This is a genomic window from Natronorubrum halalkaliphilum, assembly GCF_009834785.1.
GTDB classification, from domain to species: Archaea; Halobacteriota; Halobacteria; order Halobacteriales; family Natrialbaceae; genus Natronorubrum; species Natronorubrum halalkaliphilum.
Genome location: NZ_WUYX01000053.1, coordinates 72,656 through 95,042, shown reverse-complemented (window position 1 = coordinate 95,042; position 22,387 = coordinate 72,656). Strand labels below are relative to the sequence as shown.

Below are 22,387 nucleotides of genomic sequence, written 5' to 3'. Positions count from 1 at the left end.
GCCACTGTTCGATCGCTCGAGTCTGACCTACGCTCGCTGGGCCGGCCACTGAGTTTGGAGAGACTCCGTGGGGACGGTAACTATCGGCGACACGCTCTCGTTCGGGATGCCGACTGTTGGGACGATCCGGACTGTCCGGAATCACCGAAAGTGGCAGCCGCGGGTCTCTTCGAACACTACATTTATGCTCGTCAACCGACTTGTGAATAGCAATCGATTATGGCAACCTCCGACCCCCCAACAGGCCAACTTCGGTCTCGCGTCCGACAGCAGGAGGTCGTCGCCGAACTCGGCCAGCAGGCGCTCGAGTCGTCCGATATCGACTCCCTGCTGACCGACGCCGTGAACGCCGTCCGCGAGACGCTCGATGCCGACCACGGTGCGATTTTCGAGGTCCGTCCGGAGGACGACGCAGTCTCGCTCAGACGGGGTATCGGTTGGGGGGACGATCTCACTGGATCGGCGACGATCGCAACCGATTCCGACTCGCAGGTGGGGTACACGCTGGCCGCCGAGGGCCCGGTCGCCGTCGAGAACGTCGAAACGGAGGATCGATTTTCGGTTACGGACCTGCTTGCCGACCACGACGTTACGAGCGGAATCAGCGCCGTTATCGGCTCTGTCGAGGAGCCGTGGGGCGTCATCAGCGCCCACACGACGGATCGCCGCGAGTTCACCGAACACGACCTCTCGTTCGTCGAGAACGTCGCGAATATCGTCGCCTCCGCCATCGAGAATCGGCGGGCTCACCGGAGTCAGCAGATAGAGGCGGCGTTCACGGATCGGATCGTCGAAACGAGTCCGATGGGGATCACCGTCATCACCGACGACGGTGAGGTCTCGTTCGCCAACGAACGCGCCGAAGAAATTTTTGGCCGGAGTCGCGACGAGATCACGTCGCTCAGACACGATGCTCCGGACTGGGACGCCAGAGACGAAGCGGGCGATCCCGTCCCCGAATCCGAGATGCCGTTCCGACAGGTCGTCGACTGCGGGGAATCGGTGTACAACGTCGAACTGAACGTTCGGCAGCCGGATGGAACGCGGGTCTGGATTTCGGTCAACGGGGCACCGTTGGGAACCAGCGGCGACGAGGTGCAAAAGGCCGTTTTTGCTATCGAAGACATCACCGAACGGAAACGCCTCGAGGGCGAACTCGAGACGACGGTCGACCGGATCACGGACGCGTTCTTCGGACTGGATGCGGAGTGGACCATCACGTACGTCAACGATCGTGCACGAGCGTTGATCGATCCCGACGACGAGGGGCTGATCGGGAGGACCCTCTGGGAAGCGTTCCCGGCGGCCGTCGACTCGACGTTCGAAACGGAGTACCGACACGCGATGAAGACCCAGGAGCCGACGTCCTTCGAGGAGTACTTTCCGCCCCTCGAGACCTGGTTCGAGGTCCACGCGTACCCCTCCCAGACGGGGCTGTCGGTCTACTTTCGAGACGTTAGCGAACGCAAACGAGTCGAGCGGGAACTCCACGAGAACAATCGGACCCTACAGCGGCTGTACTCGATCACCGCTGATCGGGAACTGACGTTCGAACAGAAGGTCCAACAACTGCTCGAACTCGGCCGCGAACGGCTGGGACTGGACGTCGGATTCATGGCCGATATCGACGAACGCGACGATCGCTTCGAGGTCGTCTACGTCACCGGCGACGACGATCGATTGGAGCCGGGATCGATCTCGTCGCTGTCGGAAACGTACTGTCGGCGGACGATCGAAGCCGACGAGCTGCTCGTGCTCACGAACGCCCCCGAAGAGGGCTGGGCGGACGATCACGCCTACGAAAAGTGGGATTTCGACAGCTATCTCGGCGGCCAGATTCGCGTCGACGGCGAGCTTTACGGAACGCTGTGCTTTGCCGACGACGCCGCCCGGTCGACGGCGTTTACGCCCGCCGAACGGAGCTTCGTCGAACTCGTGACTCAGTGGCTCAGCTACGAACTCGAGCGTCAACAGTACCGACGGGAACTCGAGGTGAGCGAGCGTCGGTACCGGACGCTGGTCGAACACTTCCCCAACGGAATCGTCGCGCTGTTCGACGACGACCTCCAGTACACCCTCGCAGGCGGGCAGATCCTCGACGAGATCGATACGTCGGTCGACGACTTCGTCGGCCAAACGGTTCGAGAACGGTACGAGGGCGAAACGCGGGCGACGTTTGAATCGAACCTTCGGGCTGCGTTGGCCGGTGAGCAAACGTCCTTCGAGTACCGGTTACACGGCCGCGAGTGGCTCGCGTATACGGTTCCGGTCGCGGACGAGCAGGGCGACGTGTTCGCGGGGATGATCATGGTCCAAGACGTTACCGACCGCAAGGAACAGGAACGGAAACTCCGCGAACGCGAGGCCCGACTCGAGCGGTTCAAGAAGTACACCGACGACGTGCTGAACGCGATCGACGACGTGTTCTACGTCCTCGGCGAGGACGGCTCGTTCCAGCGCTGGAACGAAACGCTGTGTGACGTTACGGGGTATACCGACGCCGAGGTCGACTCGATGACGCCGCTCGACTTCTTCGCCGGGGCGGATCAGGAGCGGATCGCGACTGCGATTCAGGACGTCTTCGAGACGGGAAACGCCCGTGTCGAAGCCGATGTCGTGACCAGAGACGGCGAAACGATCCCCTACGAGTTCATCGCGACGGGACTCGAGAACCCGGCCGGAAACACCGTACTGGCAGGAATCGGTCGAGACATCTCCGAGCGCAAGGAAAACCAGCGCAGGCTCGAAGAACTCGTCTCCGACCTCGAGTCGTCGAACGAACGGTTAGAGCAGTTCGCCTACGCTGCGAGCCACGACTTACAGGAGCCGCTGCGGATGGTCTCGAGTTACCTGCGGCTCGTCGAGCGTCGATACGCGGACGAACTCGACGCGGACGGCGAGGAGTTCATCGAGTACGCGGTCGACGGGGCCGAACGGATGCAGGAGATGATCAACGGATTACTCGCGTATTCCCGGATCGACACGCAGGGCGATCCGTTCGAAGTCGTCGACACCGAAGCCGTCCTCGAGGACGTGCTGACCGACCTCGAGGTGCGAATCGAGGAGACCGACGCCGAGATCACCGTCGAGTCGCTGCCGGCCGTGTACGGCGATCCGGACCAGCTTCGGCAGGTGTTCCAGAATCTCCTTGATAACGCGATCACGTACGCTGGTGAGCAGACCCCACGTATATCAGTGTTCGCGGAAAAGAACGGACAAGAGTGGAGTATCTCAGTTCGCGACCGGGGGATTGGAATCGATCCGGCCGATTCGGATCGCATCTTCCAGGTGTTCGATCGGCTTCACAGCATCGAGGAGTACCCCGGAACCGGAATCGGACTCGCGGTCTGTCAGCGCATCGTCGAGCGACACGACGGCGACATTCGCGTCGAATCGGAACCCGGCGAGGGGTCGACGTTCTCGGTAACGTTGCCAGCACCGCCGGAAACCGGCGAACCAGGTCCTACGAAGACATGTGACAGCAATGAGTAATTCGAGACAATCTCTGCCGGAACCAGCACAGATCCTGTTAGTCGAGGACAACCCGGGTGACGTCCGACTAACCGAAGAGGCGTTCAAACAGGGCCGTATCGAGAACGACCTCCACGTCGTCTCCGACGGCAACGAGGCGCTCGAGTTTCTCTCCCGGCGCGGCGAGTACGATGACGCGCCGCGACCGGATCTCATCCTGTTGGATCTCAACCTTCCCCGGAAGGACGGTGAGGAGGTCCTCAAAGAGCTCAAAGCGGACGCCGACCTTCGATCGATTCCAGTGATCGTTCTGACGAGTTCTCGAGCCGAAGAGGACGTCGTCAGATCCTACGAACTGCACGCAAACGCCTATCTCACGAAGCCGGTCGATCCGGACGACTTCATCGAAACCGTTCGCGCCTTCGAGAAGTTCTGGTTCTCGGTCGTGCGGCTCCCCCCAGAAGAGGACAGCCATGAGTGAAACGAATACCCAGTCCGAAACCGAAACCGAATCCGACGCCGAAATCGACACGTTACAGATCCTGCTGATCGAAGACAACCCCGGCGATGCACGCCTGATTCAGGAGATGCTTCGAGACACCGAAGAGCTCGCCCAGCGTGTCAGTGCGACCGAATCGGCGGGGCGGACTCCGGAGATCAACCGCGAGACCCGCCTCGAGGACGGCCTCGAGGGACTCGAGTCCGGTCCCGACGTCGTATTGCTCGACCTGAACCTGCCCGACAGCGAGGGGCTACAGACCCTCGAGACCGTCCACGAGGAAAGCGGGAAAACGCCCATCGTCGTGTTGACCGGCGTCCGCGACCAGCAGGTCGGTGTACAGGCGATCCAGCGCGGTGCACAGGACTTCCTGGTCAAAGACGAGGTGACCAGCGAGTTGCTCGTGCGGACGATCCACCACGCGATCGAACGGGCCCGCCAGGAGCACGAACGCCAGCGCCAGCGCGAGCAACTCGAGGCGCTCAACCGGCTCAATCGGATCGGACACGACATCACTCACGCGGTGATCACGACCGAGACGCGGGCGGACCTCGAACAGCGGGTCTGTGACCGCCTCGCCGAGTCCGACGCGTACCGGTTCGCCTGGATCGGCGGCGTCAACCCGGGCAGCGATCGCGTCGTCCCGAAGGCAGCAGCCGGCCTCGAAGACGGCTATCTCGACGACGTCGATATCAGCGCCGACGAAGACGATGCGGCCGGACAGGGCCCGTCCGGCACGGCCATTCGAACTGGATCGGTCCAGGTCGCAAACGACCTCGAGGACAACGCCGAGTACGAGCCGTGGCGCGATGCAGCGCTCGATCGCGGCTACAGATCGTCCGCGGCGATTCCGATCACTCACGAGGATCTCGTTTACGGCGTGTTGAACGTCTACTCATCGTCACCACGGTCCTTCGAGGGGCCGGAAACGACGATTCTCGCCCGGATCGGCGACGTCATCGCCCACGCGATCACGGCGATCGAGCGGAAGGACGCACTGGTCAGCGACGCGGTCATCGAACTCGAGTTCCGCGTCGAGGAACTGGCCAAACCGTTGATCCAGCTTTCCACGTCCGAGGAGTGTACGATCGAACTCGATCAGCTGATTCGGGGCGACGAGACCCTGCTGGCCTACGGCTCGGCTGAAGGCGTCGATCAGGAGGTGTTTCGCGAGACGATCGAGGAAACCGACGGGTTCGGCGAGGTTCGGTTCCTCGCCGTCAGACGCGACGCGTTCGAGTTCGAACTCGTGGCTCCGGCTGCGGTGTCCCTGTTCGAGACGATCGCGACCCACGGCGGCCGGGTCCAGTCCGCGACGGTCGACGACGGCGAGTTCCGGTTCGTCGTCGAACTCCCCCGCGGCCGAGACACGCGCCAGATGATCGAACTCATCCAGGAACAGCGCGACGACGTCACCTACCTCGCACAGCGAACCAGCGAGCGCAGCGAACCCAACGATACGGGATCGGCGTCGGTTCTCGAGGAGGAGCTCACCGAGAAACAGCGAGCGGCCCTCGAGACGGCCTACTTCGCGGGCTACTTCGACTGGCCCCGCGAAAGTACCGGCGAGGAGATCGCCGAGCGACTCGGCATCGCGCCGGCGACGTTCAATCAGCATCTCCGGACGGCCGAACGGAAGTTCTTCAATTCGGTGCTCGGAGAGTAGGGCGGTCGGCGAGATGTCGCCGTTGTCGTCCCCGTTGCCGTTGTTGTCGTATTCCCGTCCCCGTTGCCGCCATTCCCGTCCCCGTTGCCGTCGCTCCAGCGGTTTCGAGGACGCCGTCGAATCAAAAACCGAATCAGGCATTCCATGGTGCGATCGGATCCTGCGGTGTGTCGACGGTTTCGCTTCGACGATAGCAACAACTGGAACTATTAACACACTGACCGCACGACAGCCGTGCGATCAGGAGTGCATTGACTTTCAGTGGCTACTATAGCGACCGCGACGAAGATCATCGAGAGTCTGGTCACGATGAGTCCGATAGCGACGAGCACGGCGGCGGCCCAGGCCGAATCGGCCGGGAAGCCGGCTCAGATGACCTGACGATGACGAACGAGAGGAGGCCGCTGAGAGCCACTGACGATCTGTCGGGCTGGCAGCAGTCCGTATTAATCACCGGGGATATCGGATGGCGACTCGAACACCCCCTCCGACGACCGGGTTCGCTCGAGTCGTCGTCGGACGCGTCCGGAGAGATTTTTCAGGAGGACACGTCCCGCAAACGGGGGTGTACGCCGCTGTTTCCGGTAGTAAAAGTCACCTAACTGTTCATCAGGAACGACTTCGGGTTCGAACGCCGGCTTTCCCAGGTTGGAAATTCCCTCGGCCAGGAGACGGATTTGTAACGCTGCGAGTCGGTCGAAAACGTCCCAGAGCGTGTGGCAATTGCCGAGATGCACCTCGTCGTAGGCGACGATTTCGCCGCCATCGATCGACTCGTCCAGGCGCTGTAACGTCGATCCGGCGCGCTCCCGGCCGTCGCGAAAGATCACCGGCGGCCCCATGCCCCGATACGTCCGAATGTCTGCGGGATGAAAGCTCAGTACGCCGTATTTCGGTGCGGTCAGGACCTCACCGCGGATCAGGCCGAACCCGAATCGGATCACGACGTCACACCGGTCTGCAAGCTGGCTAACGATATCGTCCGGCAGTTCGCTCCAGCCGTTCTCGACGCGTGGCTCACACGGGCGGAAATCGGCACCGGCGAGACAGTCGACGTTCTCGAGGGAGTGTCGGTACCAGAGCTCTTGCTCGTCGCCGAACAGTCGGCCGATGTTCCGCTCTGCGAGGACGAGCGACCACGCCTTCTCCTGCCGGAAGGCGTCGAAAAACTGCGCGACGTCGTCGAGACTGGGCCGGTCCTTGGTGTTCCACGATTCGGCTTCGTACTCCGTGTTGCTGGCGTTGTACACGACCAGCGAAACGTCGACGTCGGTTTCCGATTGGAGCCGTTCTAGTGCACGGACCTGCCACTCGTGGAGATACGGCTCGGCCAGGACTCCAACCGTCTTCGGACTCTCCTCACCCATATGACAGCACATTCGCAGGTCGACCCTTAGTTAGCGCCAGCATGTAAACAGAATACGCATCGTAAACCGGCAAAACCGGATCCGGAAACGGCGTTCGAACGGCGAAAAGAGCGCAGAAACGGAACCGGTCTCGAGCGCGTTTCCGAAACGACGAGGTAGCCGTCGATCGAACCCCAAACCGTGACTGACGACACCGACGACGGTCGCCGCGATCGTCGCGAGTGCGACCTCTGCGGCGAGACCGTTCCGGCGGCCGTCTACCGCGAGCACCAGCTCAAATCGTGTCCGGGTCGGTGAGCACCGCGATGAGCGGATACGGCCGTCGCCGGATCGTCACTTCTCTTCGACGTGACGAATCTCGCAGGCGATGCCGCGGGTGCTCTCGCGCATCTCGCGGCCGAACATCTCCGCGCGGCCGACGCCGAACGCCTTCGGTCCCTCGACGACGACCTCGTCGCCGACGCGGATCTCCTCGTCGGCGTCGACGACGCCCGGCGCGAGCACGCTCCCGTGGGGAACGAAGCCGTCGATTTCGACTCGCTTGGTCGGCGCGTCGCTATCGACCCACTGCCGGGCCCCTTCGAGGGTAAAGGAAAGCGTCCCGTACTGGGGAACCATCGTCGCGAGCTGCGTTTCGTCGGCGTCGCGCACCTGGATCTTGGGGTACCGGCTCGTCGTCTGAATGTCGGGAAAGAGCTCGTCGCCCGCCCCGTCGCCGAGCAGGTAGTCCGCGATGGCGCGAACGGTGTTGTGCTCGCGTTCTCGCTTGGAGTACTTTAACTCGCCCGACAGCGCCGAAGAGAGGTTCGAAAGCGACTCTTCGTCGGTCGGGTGACCGCCTTCGGGGACGGTGTAGGTGATCTCGAGATCCAACTCGTCTTCGACGCGGGAGACGATGTCGCGATAGCCCTCGCCCGGAACGTGGGCGATGATCTCCGGGTACTCGTTGCGCTCGAGGTAGCGCCGGAGCACCGCGCTCACGAACTGTTTCTCGTCTTCGGACCACCGACCCGTGACGACGGTGTCGTACTGTTGGGCGGGGTAGGTCGTCTCGAGTTCCTGCGGGACGACGCCGATCGGACTCGTCATGGAGACGAGGTGGGCGCGCCACTGGATGGCGTCGTGGAACTGGCGGTGGCTCTGGGATTCGCTGTAGGGTTTGGTCGCCGAACAGGGGACCAGAACCAGCGGGTTTCGGAATCGGTTGCGGTACCGAGACGTTATTCGGTCGGCAAAGCGCTGGATCTCGACCCGCCGAAGGGTGTCTTCGGTCGCCGCGTTGATCTGGGCGTCCCGCAGGATCGGCGTGCGCTCCTCGAGGTACCCCCACTGGGAGTCGAGTTCGCGCATGGCGGCGGTGAGCCACTGGTCGTGGCGGGCCTGGCCCTCCACGTAATCCCGGAGCCGGCCGTCGCGTATGCGCCGGCGGACGATGCCGAGTTCGGCTGCGAGGGCGTTGGCATTGTGTGCGGCGCAGTCCTCGCGGGTGAATTCTTCGCGGGGCTTTTGGCAGGCCGGACAGGTGCAGGGCAACTCCTCGAGATCCTCGAGGAAGTAGGCCTCGTCGGTCGTCAGATACCGCCCTTCGGTTCCTTTCACGACGGCGGCGGTCTCGTCGAACAGGTCGACGCCGGCGTAGGCCAGCAGGGCGACGTTGCGCGGCGTGGCGACGCCGGAGAACAGTAGTGCGGTGTCGGCGGGGATCGCCTCGCGGACGGCGACGACGGCTTCGACGAGCGCCGCGCCGTGGCCCGTGATCGACTGGACGTTCGAGACGGCGTAGGCGTCCGTTCCGTGGTCGGCGGGGCTCTCGCTCGAGACGACGGCGACGCTGGGGTAGTCGACGTCGGGGTAGTCGACGGCGAACGACTCCCGGACCTCGTCGGCGGTGCCGCCGGGGAACGATCGGTGAGGGAGCACGGTAAGCTGGGACTCGTCGCCGTCGGGCACGTCTCGATCGTCGCTCCAGAGCGAGCCGGCGTCCTCGACGATATCGTCGACGAGCGCGGGGGTCGTTCGGGGTGTGTCGAGTTCGAGGCGGAGCTCACCCACGCGCGCAGCCCCGTCGCGCTCGTGGATTTCGAAGTAGTCGGTCATACCAGAACTGGATCGGGGAGGGCGAAAGAGGCTGTCGGTCGCGGGTCGCGGCGCGTTGTTCGTGTTTCGCGGGTCGCGGCTCGCAGTTCCGCAGTCGCTTGCTCGGCGGGTGGCGACATCAACCCGGCGCGAGCGTTATCAGAGCGGTTATCCGCGTCTGCGCGAAACCGGTAGGGTATGCTCGAGGTGTCGGATTCGGTACTCGGTATCCTGTTAGCGACGGTCGGCGCGGCGGGGTTTGCGGGACAGTTTCTCTGTATTCGCCTCGGGACCGACGACGGGGAGGTGACCGACGCGGTTCTCGTCGTCTTGCTCTGTAACGTGGCGCTGGTCGTTCCGCCCGTTCTCGTGTTGTACTCGCCGCCCTACACCGATCTCTTCACGCCGCGGTCGTTCGTTTCGTTCGCCGCGGCCGGCGTCGCCGGCATGTTCGTCGCGCGCTTGCTGATGTTCAAGAGTATCGAGGAGATCGGCGCGAATCTCACGTCTCCGGTGATCGCCTCGAACGTTCTCTTCGCGACGGTGTTCGCCGTACTCCTGCTCGAGGAGCGACTGACGGCCGCCCACTTCGCAGGAGTCGTGCTGATCGTCGCCGGACTCGCGGTCGTTTCGTGGGAAACTGCGGCGGCGACGGGTCCCGAAGAGTCGATCCGCGAGACCGGGGCGACGCTCGTGCTCCCCCTCGTCGCCGCCGTTTGCATCGGTATCGAACCGATCTTCATCTCGACAGGACTTGCGGAGGGGACGGCGATTCTCCCCGGAATCGTCGTCATGGCGGGCGTCGCAACGATCGGGTTCGTGGGCTATCTCGCCTGGACTCGCTCGCTGCGACGCATTCCCGTTCGAACCGCGTCCACCGCGTGGTACGTCGCAGGCGGTATCTCGACGACCGTCGGCTTCGTCGCCTACTTCGCCGCACTCGAGATCGCACCCGTCGTCCTCGTCATGCCGCTATTGCAACTCACGCCGTTGCTCGTGGTCGTCTGCTCCGTGCTCTTCTTGCCGCGGCGACTCGAGCGAGTCACCTGGCGCGTCGGCGCGTCGGCGTTCGTCGTCGTGATTGGTGCGACGCTCGTTTCCCTCTCCGGGTGAGCGAGGCGTCGACGAAAATCCTGCGGCGGCCGAGCGCGCAGAGCGTGGTACTCCTAGGGTGAATAGCCATAATCGCCGGGAAACGCCGATCCCAGACAGCACTCGACGGAACTGCCGAACCAGGCGATCAAACGGTGTCAAGAATCGTCGCCGTCGCGGAGGTGTGGCCCCGGTTGAACGAGAGGATTTTGACCTCGATCACGTCGCCGACCTCGAGGCCAGGGGGAACGTCTTCGGCGAAGACGACGAACCCTTCGACCTTGCACAGCGCCTGCTGCTCGCCGGAGTGGTGTTCGGTAAACTCCTGGACGGCGACTTGCCTGACGTCGCCGATATCGACCGGCGGATCGCGTTCCTGGGCCGCTTTGTGACGTTCGAACGACTCCTGTTGGGCTGTCGATCGCCCGTCGCCACGAGCCCGTTTGATCAGCCACGAGCCGAATAGGACAATGACGATCGCTCCGAGGAGGAGCGATGCTACCCCGAGCATACTCAATTCAGACGACCCCGGTACCTTTGCTGTTCTGGTGTGTCCGTCGTCGCGGCGCCGGCCGAACCAAAAGCGCTTGCTGCTGGATACGAAACGAATGCTATGATCGAACTCGACGATGTCGATAGAGGAATTCTACATCGCCTACAGGGGGATGCCCGCCACACCACGGCAACGGATATCGCCGGCGAAGTCGGCGTAACGGCAAACACCGTCCGGAACCGCATTCAGCGCCTCGAGGATGAAGGCGTGATCAGCGGCTACGTCCCGTTGATCAACTACGAGCGGACGGCGAAGTCGATGTACATGTCCGTCCAGTGTACGGTCCCGATCCACGAACGGGGGGAGTTGGCCGCCAGGGCACTGGAGTTCGACGGCGTCGTTGCCGTCCGGGAACTCATGACCGGCCATCGAAACCTCCGCGTCGATATCGTCGCCGAGGACACCGACGAAATCACGACGACCGTGAGCTCCCTCCAGCGGGCAGGGCTCGACATCGAGGGAGAAGAACTCATCAAAGCCGAATACCGGCAGCCGTTCGACCACTTCGGAACCACGACCACCGACAGCTGACCGAAGCGCTCCGACGGCTGCGAATTGCCACTGATAACCGGCTTTGAATCTCGGAAACCGAAACTATCGGAACGGATCTGTGGGGTCAAATGGGGTTTTGCGCTACCCTTTTATGCCTCCGAACGTTGGAGTACGGCGTGAGTAAATCCATCATCGGTTCGGCTGACAGCGGGTTCGACGGCTCCGTAAGCATCGCCGTCGTCACTGCGATCGCGACCCAGCGGGGTGTTTCCGAGACGGAACTTCCGCCGTTATACGAGTTTATCGACCCCGACGCACTGGATGCGCTCTTCGAATCGACGCGAGCCGGCGGGCCGCGACACGGCCGTCTCGAGTTTACCTACGACGGCCACGAGGTCGCCGTCGAGTGCGGTGACAACCTCGAGATTACGGTCGACGGCACGCCGGCGAGCGAACCGGCCAGGGTCGCCGCCGACACGTCCCAGCCCGAAGCCTGAGACGGCCCGTTGTCCGTCGGTACCGATGCAACCGCGACCCTGCTGTGGTCCAACTGAAAACCCGGTAGGATGGCCCTCTCGGCGGTTCCGATGGCGCGGCGATTCGAGATCGGATCGAGTCCGGTGTTACCTGTTTTATAACGGCTGGTAGTAGGGAATCGGTAGCGACGGTGCGGGAACGCCCAGGACCGCGAGACCGTGCTGGAGCGGAATGTAGCCGAGCACGACGAACACCAGGCCGAGGACGCGGTGCAGCGCGATCCTCCGTTCGACGCTGAGCGACTGAAAGAGCGTCCCGTAGAGGAACAGCGCGGGAATCGTCCCGGCGCCCAGGGCAGCCAGTGCGGCGGCCCCGCCCATCGGCGACCCCTGGACGAACGCGTAGAGGAAGGCGGGATAAAGGATGGGACAGGGGAACAGCCCGTGAGCCGCGCCCAGACCGAGGATACGGCCATCGTTCACCCACGCGTCGATGCGCTTGAGCAGCCACCGCTGTGCGCGACCGAGAACGGGGTCGAAAAGCGACGTGCCGACGGAGCCGCCGAATACGCCCCGTCCGAACAGGTAGTGGACCCCCATCGCGACGATCAGTCCCCCGACGACGATCCCGGCAACTGCGTGGATGTCCGTTACGACGCCGGTAACCGCCCGCGGCGTGACGAATACGAGCGAGCCCACGAGGCCGAAGAGCCCGCCGAGAAGCGCGTAGCTAATCGTTCGGCCGAGGTTGAACAGCGCGTGCTGGCGGACCGCTCGGAGCGTGACGGTATCGTCCCGGCGGCCCCGGGCCCCGTCGTCCCCATCGCGGAGCCGATCCGCGTAGGTGGTTACGAGCGGGCCACACATCCCTAGACAGTGGGCTCCGCCGAACAGCCCGATCAGGACGAAGACCACGAGTCCGACGGGCTCGACGGCGGTCGGGTCGAGCCCGGGGTCGTGACACGTCTGTGTCATTCCACCGCGTCGACGACTGCCTCGAGGTCGTCACTGATCCGGTCGACGTCCGGGCTCTCGCCCCGATAGCTCCGTTCGACGTAGCCATCGGGGTTGACGAGGAACGTGACCGTAATGTGGGCGAACTCCACCATCGGTCCGTCGCCCTCGCGCTCGTAGAGGATCCCGAGATCGTCGTTGACGATCGACTCGGCCTCCGCGGCGTCGGCCGGTCGGAGGTAGTGCCAGTTGCCCCGTTCGAGGTCGGCCTCGACCATCGCGGCGTGGTTGCGGAGTTCCTCGGGGGTGTCTCGGTCCGGATCGAAGGTGATCGCCAGGAATCGGACCGCGTCGTCGATCCCCTGCTCGACGCTCTGTTCTTGGACCGTAGCGATGGCGTTCATCAGGGGGATACACTCGGCCGGACACGTCGCGTAGAACGCGGTACAGACCAGACACTCGTCGTCGATCGTCCCGGTATCGACGGTCGTCTCTGCCAGCGGATCTTGGAGTTCGATGATCGGAAACGGATCGCCGTACGTCGGGTACGCGTAGTCGTCGCCGTGTGCGTGTTCCTCCTCCGGCGGCCCGAGTACTGCCTCGTCGGCCGTCTCGTCGCCGGCGATTCGTCCGGTCAGACAGCCCGCCACGATCCCAGTGCCGACGCTTGCGCCTGCAGCGAGAATCGATCGTCGGTGCATCGGTCGTCTCTAAGGACGACCCGATCAAGTAGCGTCTGGTAGGACTATCGAAGACGACCATCGTGAGCGGTTCTGACGCCCCGTTTCGTGAACTAGACCAGATCTGGTTTACCTCGAGACTGCCAACCTCGAGTATGGATTCAACCGACACGACCGGTCGGATCGTGACCCGTCGAACCGTCCTGGGTAGCGTCGGGGCAGTCTGTCTCGGCGCGGTCGCCGGCTGTCTCGACGGCGAGGAGGCGAGCGTCCCCGACGCGATCGAAGTCGACGACGACCACGACTGTGACAACTGTACGATGCGGATCGGCGGTCACGCTGGACCGGCCGGCCAGACGCACTACGAAGACCCGACGGAGATCCTCGACGAGGACCGTCCGGCACGGTTCTGCAGTTCGCTGTGTACGTACGCGTTTACCTTCGATAACGAGGCCGAGGCCGAACCGACGGTCGTCTACCTGACCGACTACTCCGCGGTCGACTACGAGATTCAGGAGGACGAAGACGGTCTCGTGGCAACTCGCCATCTCGAGGCCGACGCCTTCGGCGACGCGGCGGGACTCACGCTGGTCGCCGACAGCGAGGTGGGAGGGGCGATGGGGGCGTCGCTCGTCCCGTTCAGCAACGCCGACGAGGCGGCGGAGTTCCAGGCGGATTACGGCGGCGAAATCTACGATCACGACGAGGTGACGCAGGACCTCGTCATGTCCTTGATGTAAATGCGGCAAGCGGGGAGTTCTCTTTTCGAGACGAGCGAAGACGGCAAAGACGGCAAAGACAGCGAAGACGTCACCGGTTGACCGCCCACGTTGCAACCGCGAGCGAGGCAACCGTCCAGAGGACGAAACTCAGCAGACTCGAGACGGGCGCAGCGACCGCCGGACCGGTGCCCGCGGCGACGACGACGGCGCTCTCGAAAACGAGTCCCCTGTACGCGCTGAGCGGACTGATCGCCAGCGAGTGGACGAGTCCGGCGTCGCCGATCACTCCGGCGGAGAACCCGTACGCGAGCGCGAGGTCCAACCCGACAAGGAGGACGACGAGTGCGACGATCGCGAGCGCGAGCGCGCTTCGCGTCCCGCCCACGATTGCCGAAACCGCGATGGCGACGGCGAGCACCGTCAGCGCGAACAGCGCCGTCAGGACGACGAACCGGGCGAACAGGATCGGCGAGTCGGCACCCGCGTGTGAAGCGTAGGTCCGCAGAGCGTCGCTCTCGGTGACCGAAACGACGAGTCCGACGAGGACGAGCGGGACGACGACGACGGCGAGGAGGCCGATCGCTCGCCCGACGTAGACGCCGAGGACGATCTCGCGACTCGAGACGGGATAGGTCTCCAGGACGTCGAGTTCGCCTCGCTGCTCGTCGCCGATGATGGCCCGGTAGCCGAACGCGACAGCCACGATCGGAACGAGCAACTCAAGCGGTGTGAGCAGGTCGACCAGCGTCGGAACGTAGCCCGCTCGCACGCTCTCGCCGACCCAGGCGATGCCCAGTACGACCGCGGCGAAGGCCGCCCCGAGCACGAAGAACGTCCGGGTGCGAGCGACCGTTCGCAGCTCTCGTCGGACGATCGTCTCGAGGAGCCGGGTCGACCCGGGTGCCGTCGATCGCCGGTGGTCGGTCGGAGACCGTTCGTCCCGGCCGATCGTCGCTCCGTCCTCGCTCATGCGTGCTCACCCTGAACGCGAACGGTGTCGAGGTCGCCCTCGATGACGCTTTCGTAAACCGACCACAGCGAGTCGGCGCCGTACTCGGCCTCGAGGGTCGCCGTCGATCCCCGCTCGACGATCCGTCCGTCGGAGAGCACCAGCACCCGATCGGCGACGCGTTCGACGAGTTCCAGATCGTGCGAACTCAACAGCACCGCGATTCCGTCGTCGGCGAGGTCGGCCGCGACGTCGAACACGTGGGCGCTCATTCCCGGATCCAGGCCGCTTCCGGGTTCGTCGAGCACGACGACGGGCGGGTCGCCGATCGTCGCCTGTGCGATTCCGAGCAGTCGCGTCATCCCGCCCGAAAGCGCTTCGACGGGTCTATCGGTCGCGTCTGCGAGGCCGACCTGCTCCAAGTACGCCGCCGCGGCTTTGCGGTCGATCCCCACGAGCGACGCGTAAAATTCGAGCGTCTCGAGGCACGTGAACCCGGGACGAAACGCGGGGTGTTGTGGCAGGTAGCCGATCCGACGGGCGGTCTGGGGGCCGTGATACGTGACCTCGCCGCGAGTCGGTTCGTGAAGCCCGGCGAGTGCCCGGATTAGCGTCGTCTTGCCGGAGCCGTTCGGGCCGATCAGGGTCGTCACCGTCCCCCGACGAACGGTGGCGGAGACGTCCTGCAGGACGGAGACCGTCCCGTAGTCGTGATCGATACCGGTCGCCTCGAGTACGGTTTCGTGGTCAGTCATGGGTTATCGTGCGCGTCGTCTCGTAACACGGCCAGGCGTGGTCGGCCCACCCGGTGCGCTCGAGCAGGTCCGGGTTGTTCGGTTCACAGGTCGGGGCCTGGTCGACGATACTGCCGGTTCGCATGCCCGGTACCGACCCCTCGAGTCCGGCCAAGGCCTGGAGGGCCGGCGCGCGGGCAAGCGTTTGGGTTCCGTCGGTCCGATGGAGTCGACTGTCGATCGCGTCCGTTGGAGTGTACGACCGGTCGGCCCGGTCGCCGTCGGCGACGCCGGCACCGCCCTGCCAGTAGTTTCCGTCGCCGCCGTGACTCCAGATCCGAAGCGGACCGGCGCTCGCGGTGGCGTGTTCGCCGTTGGCGACAAAGTCGTTCCCGACCACCCGGTTCGTCGGCAGGATGGTGGACACGGCCGCACCGACATCGTTTCCGGCGACGACGTTGTTCTCGTAGATCGAAGCGGTCGTATCGACCCGCAACCCGAGTTCGTTCTCCACGAGGCTGTTCTCCGCGACGTACGTATCGCTCCCGCCGGGACTGAGGCCGGTCGCCGTCTCCCGGACGGTGTTTCCGACGACCGCGTTCCGCTGGGGCCCGGTCATGATGTAGATCCCGGTGTTTTGCTGCCCTCGGAGGACGTTGTCAGCCAGGAGAGCATCGTCCGTGTGCATCAGGTGGATCCCGAGCCGATTCCCCTCGAGCGTATTTTCGCGGATGACGGTGGTCGGCGACCGATAGAGGTAGATGCCGTTGCTCCCGCCCTGGTACGTCGAGGCTTCGATCACGCTTGCGGACTGGAACGACAGCACGCCGGCCAGCCCATCGGACGGATCCTCCGGTCCGGACACCGTGACATCACGGATCACGATGTCCGCTCCCGCGTAGGTGATGATTCCGCTCGCGGGCGTGTCGATGCGGACGTCCTGGACGAGCAGTTCGTCCGCCGCGTACGTCGCGATTCCTGCGTCCGTGCCGGCGTAGAACTGGGTGGGCGCGGCATCCCACGCGTCGTCGTCGAAATCGACGGGTAACTCCCGCCCCTCAGTCGTCACGTTGCCGACGCCGTCGATCTCGAGGCCCGTGATCGCCACCCGATCGGCGATTACCGTCGCGACCGTCCCGTTCCCGTCGCCCCGAAGCGTCACGTCACCGTCGCCGGCGAGCGTGACCGGGCGGTCGATCTCGATGGTCTCCTCGTAGGTTCCTTCCGGAATCTCGATCGTCGTGTTCGCCGGCGCTTCCTCAATCGCTTCCTGGATGGTCTCCGTATCGTCACCGACGACGATCGACGTCGGCCGATCCGCGAGCGGTTCGGCCGTTTCGATCCGCTCGTCGGCCTGCTGGTGGCGGTCGTCGACGCGGTCGCGCGCAACCGTCGCGTCGTCGCCGTCGAATCGCGTCTCGAGGATCGACGCCCAGTCGTGGACGGTGCCGCCGTGTTCGTCGGTAAACGCCGCGGCGTCTTCCCGGTCGGAGAAGGGGACGACGGTTTTCCCGTGGGGCGTCACGGCGTCGCTGTCGACGACGAACCACGTCGACTCGGCGTCGGTCCAGCCCGGTTGCCGATCCGCGGTTGGATGCCCTTCCTCGGTCAGTTCGACACCCGTATCGCTGTAGTCGGAGACGTATACCGTCATCGGATAGCCGAACCGCTGTTCGTGTTCGGGCTGGCGCTGGGTTTCCACGAACGTCTCGACGCCGTAGTAGCCGACGACGTACCGATACTGCGAGTAGAACACCTGTGTTCGGGGGAGTTCGACGTCGTCGTCGAGCCCTCGTTCGGCCTCGAGCGTCAGCCCGACGGGGACCGTATCGTCGAACACGACGGGGTCGGGCGTCGTCGAGCCGGGGTCGACGACGAACAGTCCGACGCTCGCGAGGACGACGACGGCGAGCACTCCGAGGAATACGTTCGTCGTCGAGAGGTCGAGCACGACTGATCCTTGGGCCGTGTACAAAATATACCGTCTGGTACACGCCTAGAACGGCATCGAAAGACCGGCTGTCGTTATCGTGTTTACACTCGGTCCCGGTCACGAACCCACGCGGACTACTGGTCGTCCGTCAGATCGATCAGGGAGACACCGCTCGGAATCCGCTCGAGCACCGCCGTCGGCCACCCGTCGTGGCCCAGCGTGATCTCGGCGTCCGGATTCGCCTCGGCGAGTCGCGCGACGCCCTCGGCCGCGGCCTCGAGGGCCGCGCGGTCCGTCCGGGCGGGCAGTTCGGCCGTAAACGGATAGCTCTTCGAGAGCGACCGCGGGAAGGGGCCGAAGGGCGGCTCGACGCGCCAGGAGTCGTCGAACTCGTCGCCGCGCGCGGGGCCGCCCTCGGTGAGAAACAGCGAGTCCGGAACCGAGAGCCGATCGAGCCGCTGATGGTGGCGCAACACCTCGGGCCGGCGGGCGCTCTCGTGAGAGGTGTAGAAAAAGGCCCCTTTCGAGACGGGATCCGAACGCTCGAGTTGTGCGGCGTGATCGAGCAGCGTGCGGTAGCCGTCGAGCATCGTCGGATGAGCGCGAGCGCGCTGTTCGACCAGTTCGAGGAGGTTGCCCGCGCGGATGGCCTGCTTGATCCGGCGGATCTCCTCGAACGTGACGTGGAGATTGTGCGCGGCGAGCTCTTTCTCCCGTGGCTTGTCCGAGAGCGCGCGGAGGTCGTCGGGCGAGTGTTCAGTACAGACGGGACACGAACAGGGCAGGTAGTCTAACTCCTCGAGGTGGCGAGTTCCCCGAACCGTCAGGTACCGATCGTCGCGGGCGTAGAGCGCGTAGGCGGCGGAGTCGAACAGGTCACACCCCATCGCGACGCCGAGTGCGAACATCATGGGATGGCCGGCCCCGAAGAGGTGGACCGGGGCGTCGGCGCCCAGGCCGCGCTTGGCGGCGGCGACGGCGTCGACCATGTCGTCGTACCGGTAATCGTTCAGCAGCGGGACGATCGCGCCGACAGGGAAGACGTCCAATCCGGTCCCGTCCGCGTGGTGACCGGCCGCCTCGCGCAGGTCGGGGTAGGTCGAGCCCTGAACGGGCGCGCTGACGAGCATCTCGCCCGTCTCGGCGTCATCGGCGATCTCGAGGCGCTCCTGAGTCGTCTCGAGTTCGTCCGCGGCGCGCTCGCGAGAGACGTCCGGCGGGGTCGGGATGTCGACGGGCGTTGCGATGTCGGATCCGATCGCGTGCTGGAACTCGAGGATTTCCTCGGTCGTCACGTCGATTTCCCCGTATTCGGACAGCTGGAAGGAGCCCGAGTCGGTCATGATCGCACCCGGGAAATCGAGGAGGTCGTGCAGGCCGTCCTCGAGGGCCGCCTCGCGGACGTCCTCGGTACCGTGGATGATATACGAGTTCGTGATGAGAATTTCGGCGCCGAACTCCGCGGCGAGCCGGCGGGGGCTGATCGTATCCAAGTTCGGATTGATCACCGGCAGCAGCGCCGGCGTTTCGACGGTTACGTCGGCTCGCGGGACGGTGAGCTCGCCGATTCGGCCGCCGACATCCGTATCCCTGACTTCGAAGCACTCGCGCATTGCTCGTGGGTTGGGCTGTCGGACGTAAGTCAGTGAAGATTCCGTCCGAGCGGCCGATCGAACGCAGATAAGGGTTGGGCCCGCGACGCGACACTCGCGCGGTAAACGTTCCGTTCTCCGGCGATTGTGGTATCGGAGTGGCGAGCGCAGGCACAAGAGCAATTCTCGATCAACGGGGTCGCCGAATTGGCCTGTATGACTCTCCTCGCTTCCGACAGGATGAACAACTGATTAGGGACCGTTGCAGGATTTCTAACTGTGTGTTTCACCGAGATAATCCTGTAACAGTCGGCTCGTTTTAGCCGTGATCCGCCGGTAGGAGAAAGTGCATGGTTTCACGACCGCAGAAACTCGGAGTCGTCTTCGTCGCGCTGATGGTTGCGATGTCGGGGGGTCCTGCCCTCGCAGGCGCAACGTCAGGAGCGAACGACGACGCCGGAGACATGGGCGTAACACTCGAAAACGTACAGGTAGAGACACTGGACCTCGATAACGTCACTATCGAGAACGCCACGATTGAAGAGCTGAACGTCGAGGACCTCGACGCGGACACGGAGGAACTCGAGGATGAGCTCGACGACGCTGACGAGAACGGCGTTGACGACGCAGATGACGACAATGGCGTTGACGAGGCCGACGATGACGACAATGGTCTCGACGACGCTGACGACGATAACGGCGTCGATGATGCCGACGATGACGAAAACGGCATGGACGACGCTGACGACGAAAACGGCGTTGACGACGCTGATGACGAAAACGGCGTCGATGACGCCGACGACGAAGAAGTGACCATCTCCGACATCGAGATCGAGCACCTCGAACTCGAGGACGTCTCGATCGAGGATCTCGAGCTCGATGAGGACGACGAGATGGACGCTGACGAGAACGGCATGGATGACGCCGACGACGAAAACGGCGTTGACGATGCCGACGATGACGAGAACGGTATCGATGACGCCGACGACGACGAAAACGGCGTTGACGATGCTGACGACGACGAAAACGGCATGGATGACGCCGACGACGAGAACGGCGTTGACGATGCCGACGACGACGAAAACGGCGTTGACGATGCCGACGACGACGAAAACGGCGTCGATGACGCCGACGACGAGCAGGATCTGATCGACGAGGACGCTGACGAGCTCACCATCGACGAGCTCACCATCGAAACGATGGACGTCGAGACGCTCACCATCGACGAGCTGACCGTCGAGGACGACGAGGCTGACGACGAAGCCGACGATGACGAGAACGGCCTCGCAGATGACGACGAAGCCGACGATGATGAGAACGGTCTCGCAGATGACGACGAAGCTGACGACGAGAACGACGTTGGTGTCGACGATGACGACGAGGCTGACGACAACGGCCTCGACGATGCTGACGACAACGACACTGACGAGGCTGACGACGACGCTGACACCGAAGAGCAACATATCGACGAGCTCACCATCGAGCAGTTCGATGTTGACGAGATCACCATCGACTCGATGACCGTCGAGCACGTCGAGGAAGACGATGCGATGGACGATGACGAGAACGGCCTCGCGGACGAGGAAGATGACGAGGCTGACGACGAGAACGGTCTCGCAGATGACGACGACGCTGACGACGAAAACGGCGTCGATGATGCCGACGACGACGAAAACGGCATGGACGACGCTGATGACGAAAACGGCGTTGACGATGCTGACGATGACGACGTCGGTGTCGACGATGACGACGAGGCTGACGACGAAGAAACCGTCGAGCACGCCTCCGCGTCTTCGATCGACATCGGTGACGCAACCGCCGAATCCCTGACGCTCGGTGACGCAGCCGACCTCGAGGACGCTGACGACACCGAAATGGACGATGACGACGAGGCCGACGATGACGACAACGGCCTCGACGACGATGACGACGACGAGGATGACGAAGAAGAGGAAGATGACGACGGCATCCTCGGCGTCCTGAACTGATCGGCACACCGTCGCCGATCGACGCACTACCGCAGCGGTCGGCGCGATGCCGACCGGTTTCCGCTTGCGCTTTTTTTGCGACCGATCGTCACAGCCTGGAGCCGACGGCTCGCTCCTCGAGACGAATCCGTACTGGTTCGTGCGACACGCCGCTATCCTTGCTATCGCCCGGTCAGGCCAGTCTGCATCGTCCCGTATCAGTTATCGGAGAGTGTGAAAAGCCGGTAACGGGACGTTCTGCGGCAGTTGCCATAAGTCGGTGGCGAGCGCAGGCACAATACCGATTCGCTTCGATCAGCATCGTTCGTCCGGCCGCGATGAGAGTCATCGAGCCGAGTACGATGAACGACGGATTAGCGATTATCGCACGAGTTCCAACAGCGTGTTTCGCCGACTGAAGACTGTAACAGTCGGCTCGTTTTAGCGGTGATCCGCCGGTAGGAACGAATGCATGGTTTCACGATCGCAGACACTCGGAGTCATCTTCGTCGCGCTGATGGTTGCGATGTCGGGGGGTCCTGCCCTCGCAGGCGCAACGTCGGGAGCGAACGACGACGCCGGAGACATGAACGCAACGCTCGAAAACGTACAGGTGGAGACCCTCCAGCTCGAGAACATCACCGTCGAGCAGGCCTCGATCGAGGAGATAAACGTCGAGAACCTCGACATTGACGAGGACGATCTCGACGAGGAAGTCGACGAGATCGAGGAGGAAAACGACGACGCTGACGACGAAAACGGCGCACAGGATGACGCTGACGGCGATCAGGTGACGATCTCCGACATCGAGATCGAGCACCTCGAACTCGAGGACGTCTCGATCGACGATCTCGAACTCGATGGTGAAGACGTAACGGATGATGAGGAAGACGCCGGTGTCGATGACGAGGACAACGGCGTCGATGATGCCGATGACGAGGACGACGCAGATGACGAAAACGATGCAGAAGAGAACGACACTGACGCAGATGATGAAAACGGTGCTGACGACGACAACGGCGTCGACGATGAGAACGACGACGCTAACGGCCAGGATCTGATCGACGAGGACGCTGACGAACTCACGATCCAGCACCTCACGATCGAAACGATGGACGTCGATCAGTTGACGATCGACGACCTCGAGATCAACGAAGATGACGG

Annotated in this window: 17 protein-coding genes and 1 pseudogene; 9 read left to right on the top strand and 9 right to left on the bottom strand. The window is 63.6% G+C overall.

Annotated elements, in window-relative coordinates; genetic code table 11:
- Positions 1 to 219: 219 nt before the first annotated feature.
- From GS429_RS16055 to GS429_RS16045, 3 genes are read left to right on the top strand one after another with little or no spacing between them, the layout of a single operon-like run.
- Positions 220 to 3,492, top strand: a complete 3,273-nt coding sequence (locus GS429_RS16055; protein ID WP_160066354.1) for a PAS domain-containing protein — start codon at positions 220 to 222, stop codon at positions 3,490 to 3,492.
- Positions 3,485 to 3,952, top strand: a complete 468-nt coding sequence (locus tag GS429_RS16050; RefSeq protein ID WP_160066353.1) for a response regulator — start codon at positions 3,485 to 3,487, stop codon at positions 3,950 to 3,952. Before GS429_RS16055 ends, GS429_RS16050 begins: the two co-directional genes overlap by 8 nt.
- Positions 3,945 to 5,636 (top strand): bacterio-opsin activator domain-containing protein, encoded by a 1,692-nt coding sequence (locus GS429_RS16045; protein WP_160066352.1) that lies wholly within the window; start codon positions 3,945 to 3,947, stop codon positions 5,634 to 5,636. Before GS429_RS16050 ends, GS429_RS16045 begins: the two co-directional genes overlap by 8 nt.
- Positions 5,637 to 6,082: 446 nt before the next feature.
- Here GS429_RS16045 and GS429_RS16040 read toward each other — a convergent pair whose 3' ends face one another.
- Complete coding sequence (locus GS429_RS16040; RefSeq protein ID WP_160066351.1) at positions 6,083 to 7,003, bottom strand: formyltransferase family protein; 921 nt, start codon at positions 7,001 to 7,003, stop codon at positions 6,083 to 6,085.
- A gap of 333 nt (positions 7,004 to 7,336) precedes the next feature.
- A complete protein-coding gene (gene arcS, locus GS429_RS16035) occupies positions 7,337 to 9,100 on the bottom strand; it encodes an archaeosine synthase subunit alpha (protein WP_160066350.1) in 1,764 nt (587 codons plus the stop codon).
- A gap of 177 nt (positions 9,101 to 9,277) precedes the next feature.
- Between arcS and GS429_RS16030 the strand changes: the two genes are divergently transcribed.
- Entirely contained in the window at positions 9,278 to 10,192 is a 915-nt protein-coding gene (locus GS429_RS16030; protein WP_160066349.1) for a DMT family transporter, read from the top strand.
- Positions 10,193 to 10,319: 127 nt separating this feature from the next.
- Here the strand turns inward: GS429_RS16030 and GS429_RS16025 are convergent, their stop codons facing one another.
- Positions 10,320 to 10,682, bottom strand: coding sequence for a TRAM domain-containing protein (locus GS429_RS16025; protein WP_160066348.1), 363 nt, complete (start codon positions 10,680 to 10,682; stop codon positions 10,320 to 10,322).
- 102 nt (positions 10,683 to 10,784) lie between these two features.
- On the opposite strand from GS429_RS16025, the gene GS429_RS16020 reads away from it, so the two are divergent.
- Both GS429_RS16020 and ddfA read left to right on the top strand, forming a co-directional pair.
- Complete coding sequence (locus GS429_RS16020) at positions 10,785 to 11,255, top strand: Lrp/AsnC family transcriptional regulator (protein ID WP_160066347.1); 471 nt, start codon at positions 10,785 to 10,787, stop codon at positions 11,253 to 11,255.
- A gap of 89 nt (positions 11,256 to 11,344) precedes the next feature.
- Positions 11,345 to 11,713 (top strand): DdfA family disk-determining factor, encoded by a 369-nt coding sequence (gene ddfA / locus GS429_RS16015; RefSeq protein ID WP_160066346.1) that lies wholly within the window; start codon positions 11,345 to 11,347, stop codon positions 11,711 to 11,713.
- Positions 11,714 to 11,848: 135 nt separating this feature from the next.
- On the opposite strand, the gene GS429_RS16010 is transcribed toward ddfA, so the two are convergent.
- Positions 11,849 to 12,667, bottom strand: a complete 819-nt coding sequence (locus GS429_RS16010) for a sulfite exporter TauE/SafE family protein (RefSeq protein ID WP_160066345.1) — start codon at positions 12,665 to 12,667, stop codon at positions 11,849 to 11,851.
- On the bottom strand, positions 12,664 to 13,347 hold the full coding sequence (locus GS429_RS16005; protein ID WP_160066344.1) for an SCO family protein: 684 nt from the start codon (positions 13,345 to 13,347) through the stop codon (positions 12,664 to 12,666). The genes GS429_RS16010 and GS429_RS16005 overlap by 4 nt, the downstream gene beginning before the upstream one ends.
- A 134-nt stretch (positions 13,348 to 13,481) precedes the next feature.
- Between GS429_RS16005 and GS429_RS16000 the strand changes: the two genes are divergently transcribed.
- Positions 13,482 to 14,066, top strand: coding sequence for a nitrous oxide reductase accessory protein NosL (locus GS429_RS16000; protein WP_160066343.1), 585 nt, complete (start codon positions 13,482 to 13,484; stop codon positions 14,064 to 14,066).
- A gap of 70 nt (positions 14,067 to 14,136) precedes the next feature.
- Here the strand turns inward: GS429_RS16000 and GS429_RS15995 are convergent, their stop codons facing one another.
- From GS429_RS15995 to tgtA, 4 genes are all read right to left on the bottom strand, one after another.
- A complete protein-coding gene (locus tag GS429_RS15995; protein ID WP_160066342.1) occupies positions 14,137 to 15,018 on the bottom strand; it encodes an ABC transporter permease in 882 nt (293 codons plus the stop codon).
- On the bottom strand, positions 15,015 to 15,752 hold the full coding sequence (locus tag GS429_RS15990; protein ID WP_160066341.1) for an ABC transporter ATP-binding protein: 738 nt from the start codon (positions 15,750 to 15,752) through the stop codon (positions 15,015 to 15,017). The genes GS429_RS15995 and GS429_RS15990 overlap by 4 nt, the downstream gene beginning before the upstream one ends.
- Positions 15,745 to 17,682 carry a NosD domain-containing protein gene (locus GS429_RS15985; RefSeq protein ID WP_328821435.1) on the bottom strand — a complete coding sequence of 646 codons (1,938 nt, stop codon included), beginning with the start codon at positions 17,680 to 17,682 and terminating at the stop codon, positions 15,745 to 15,747. The genes GS429_RS15990 and GS429_RS15985 overlap by 8 nt, the downstream gene beginning before the upstream one ends.
- A 116-nt stretch (positions 17,683 to 17,798) precedes the next feature.
- A complete protein-coding gene (gene tgtA / locus GS429_RS15980; RefSeq protein WP_160066339.1) occupies positions 17,799 to 19,277 on the bottom strand; it encodes a tRNA guanosine(15) transglycosylase TgtA in 1,479 nt (492 codons plus the stop codon).
- A gap of 329 nt (positions 19,278 to 19,606) precedes the next feature.
- Between tgtA and GS429_RS15975 the strand changes: the two genes are divergently transcribed.
- Both GS429_RS15975 and GS429_RS22250 read left to right on the top strand, forming a co-directional pair.
- Positions 19,607 to 21,244 carry a hypothetical protein gene (locus tag GS429_RS15975; RefSeq protein WP_160066338.1) on the top strand — a complete coding sequence of 546 codons (1,638 nt, stop codon included), beginning with the start codon at positions 19,607 to 19,609 and terminating at the stop codon, positions 21,242 to 21,244.
- Between the two features lie 451 nt (positions 21,245 to 21,695).
- A pseudogene (locus GS429_RS22250) lies at positions 21,696 to 22,387 on the top strand (hypothetical protein); the annotation flags it as partial.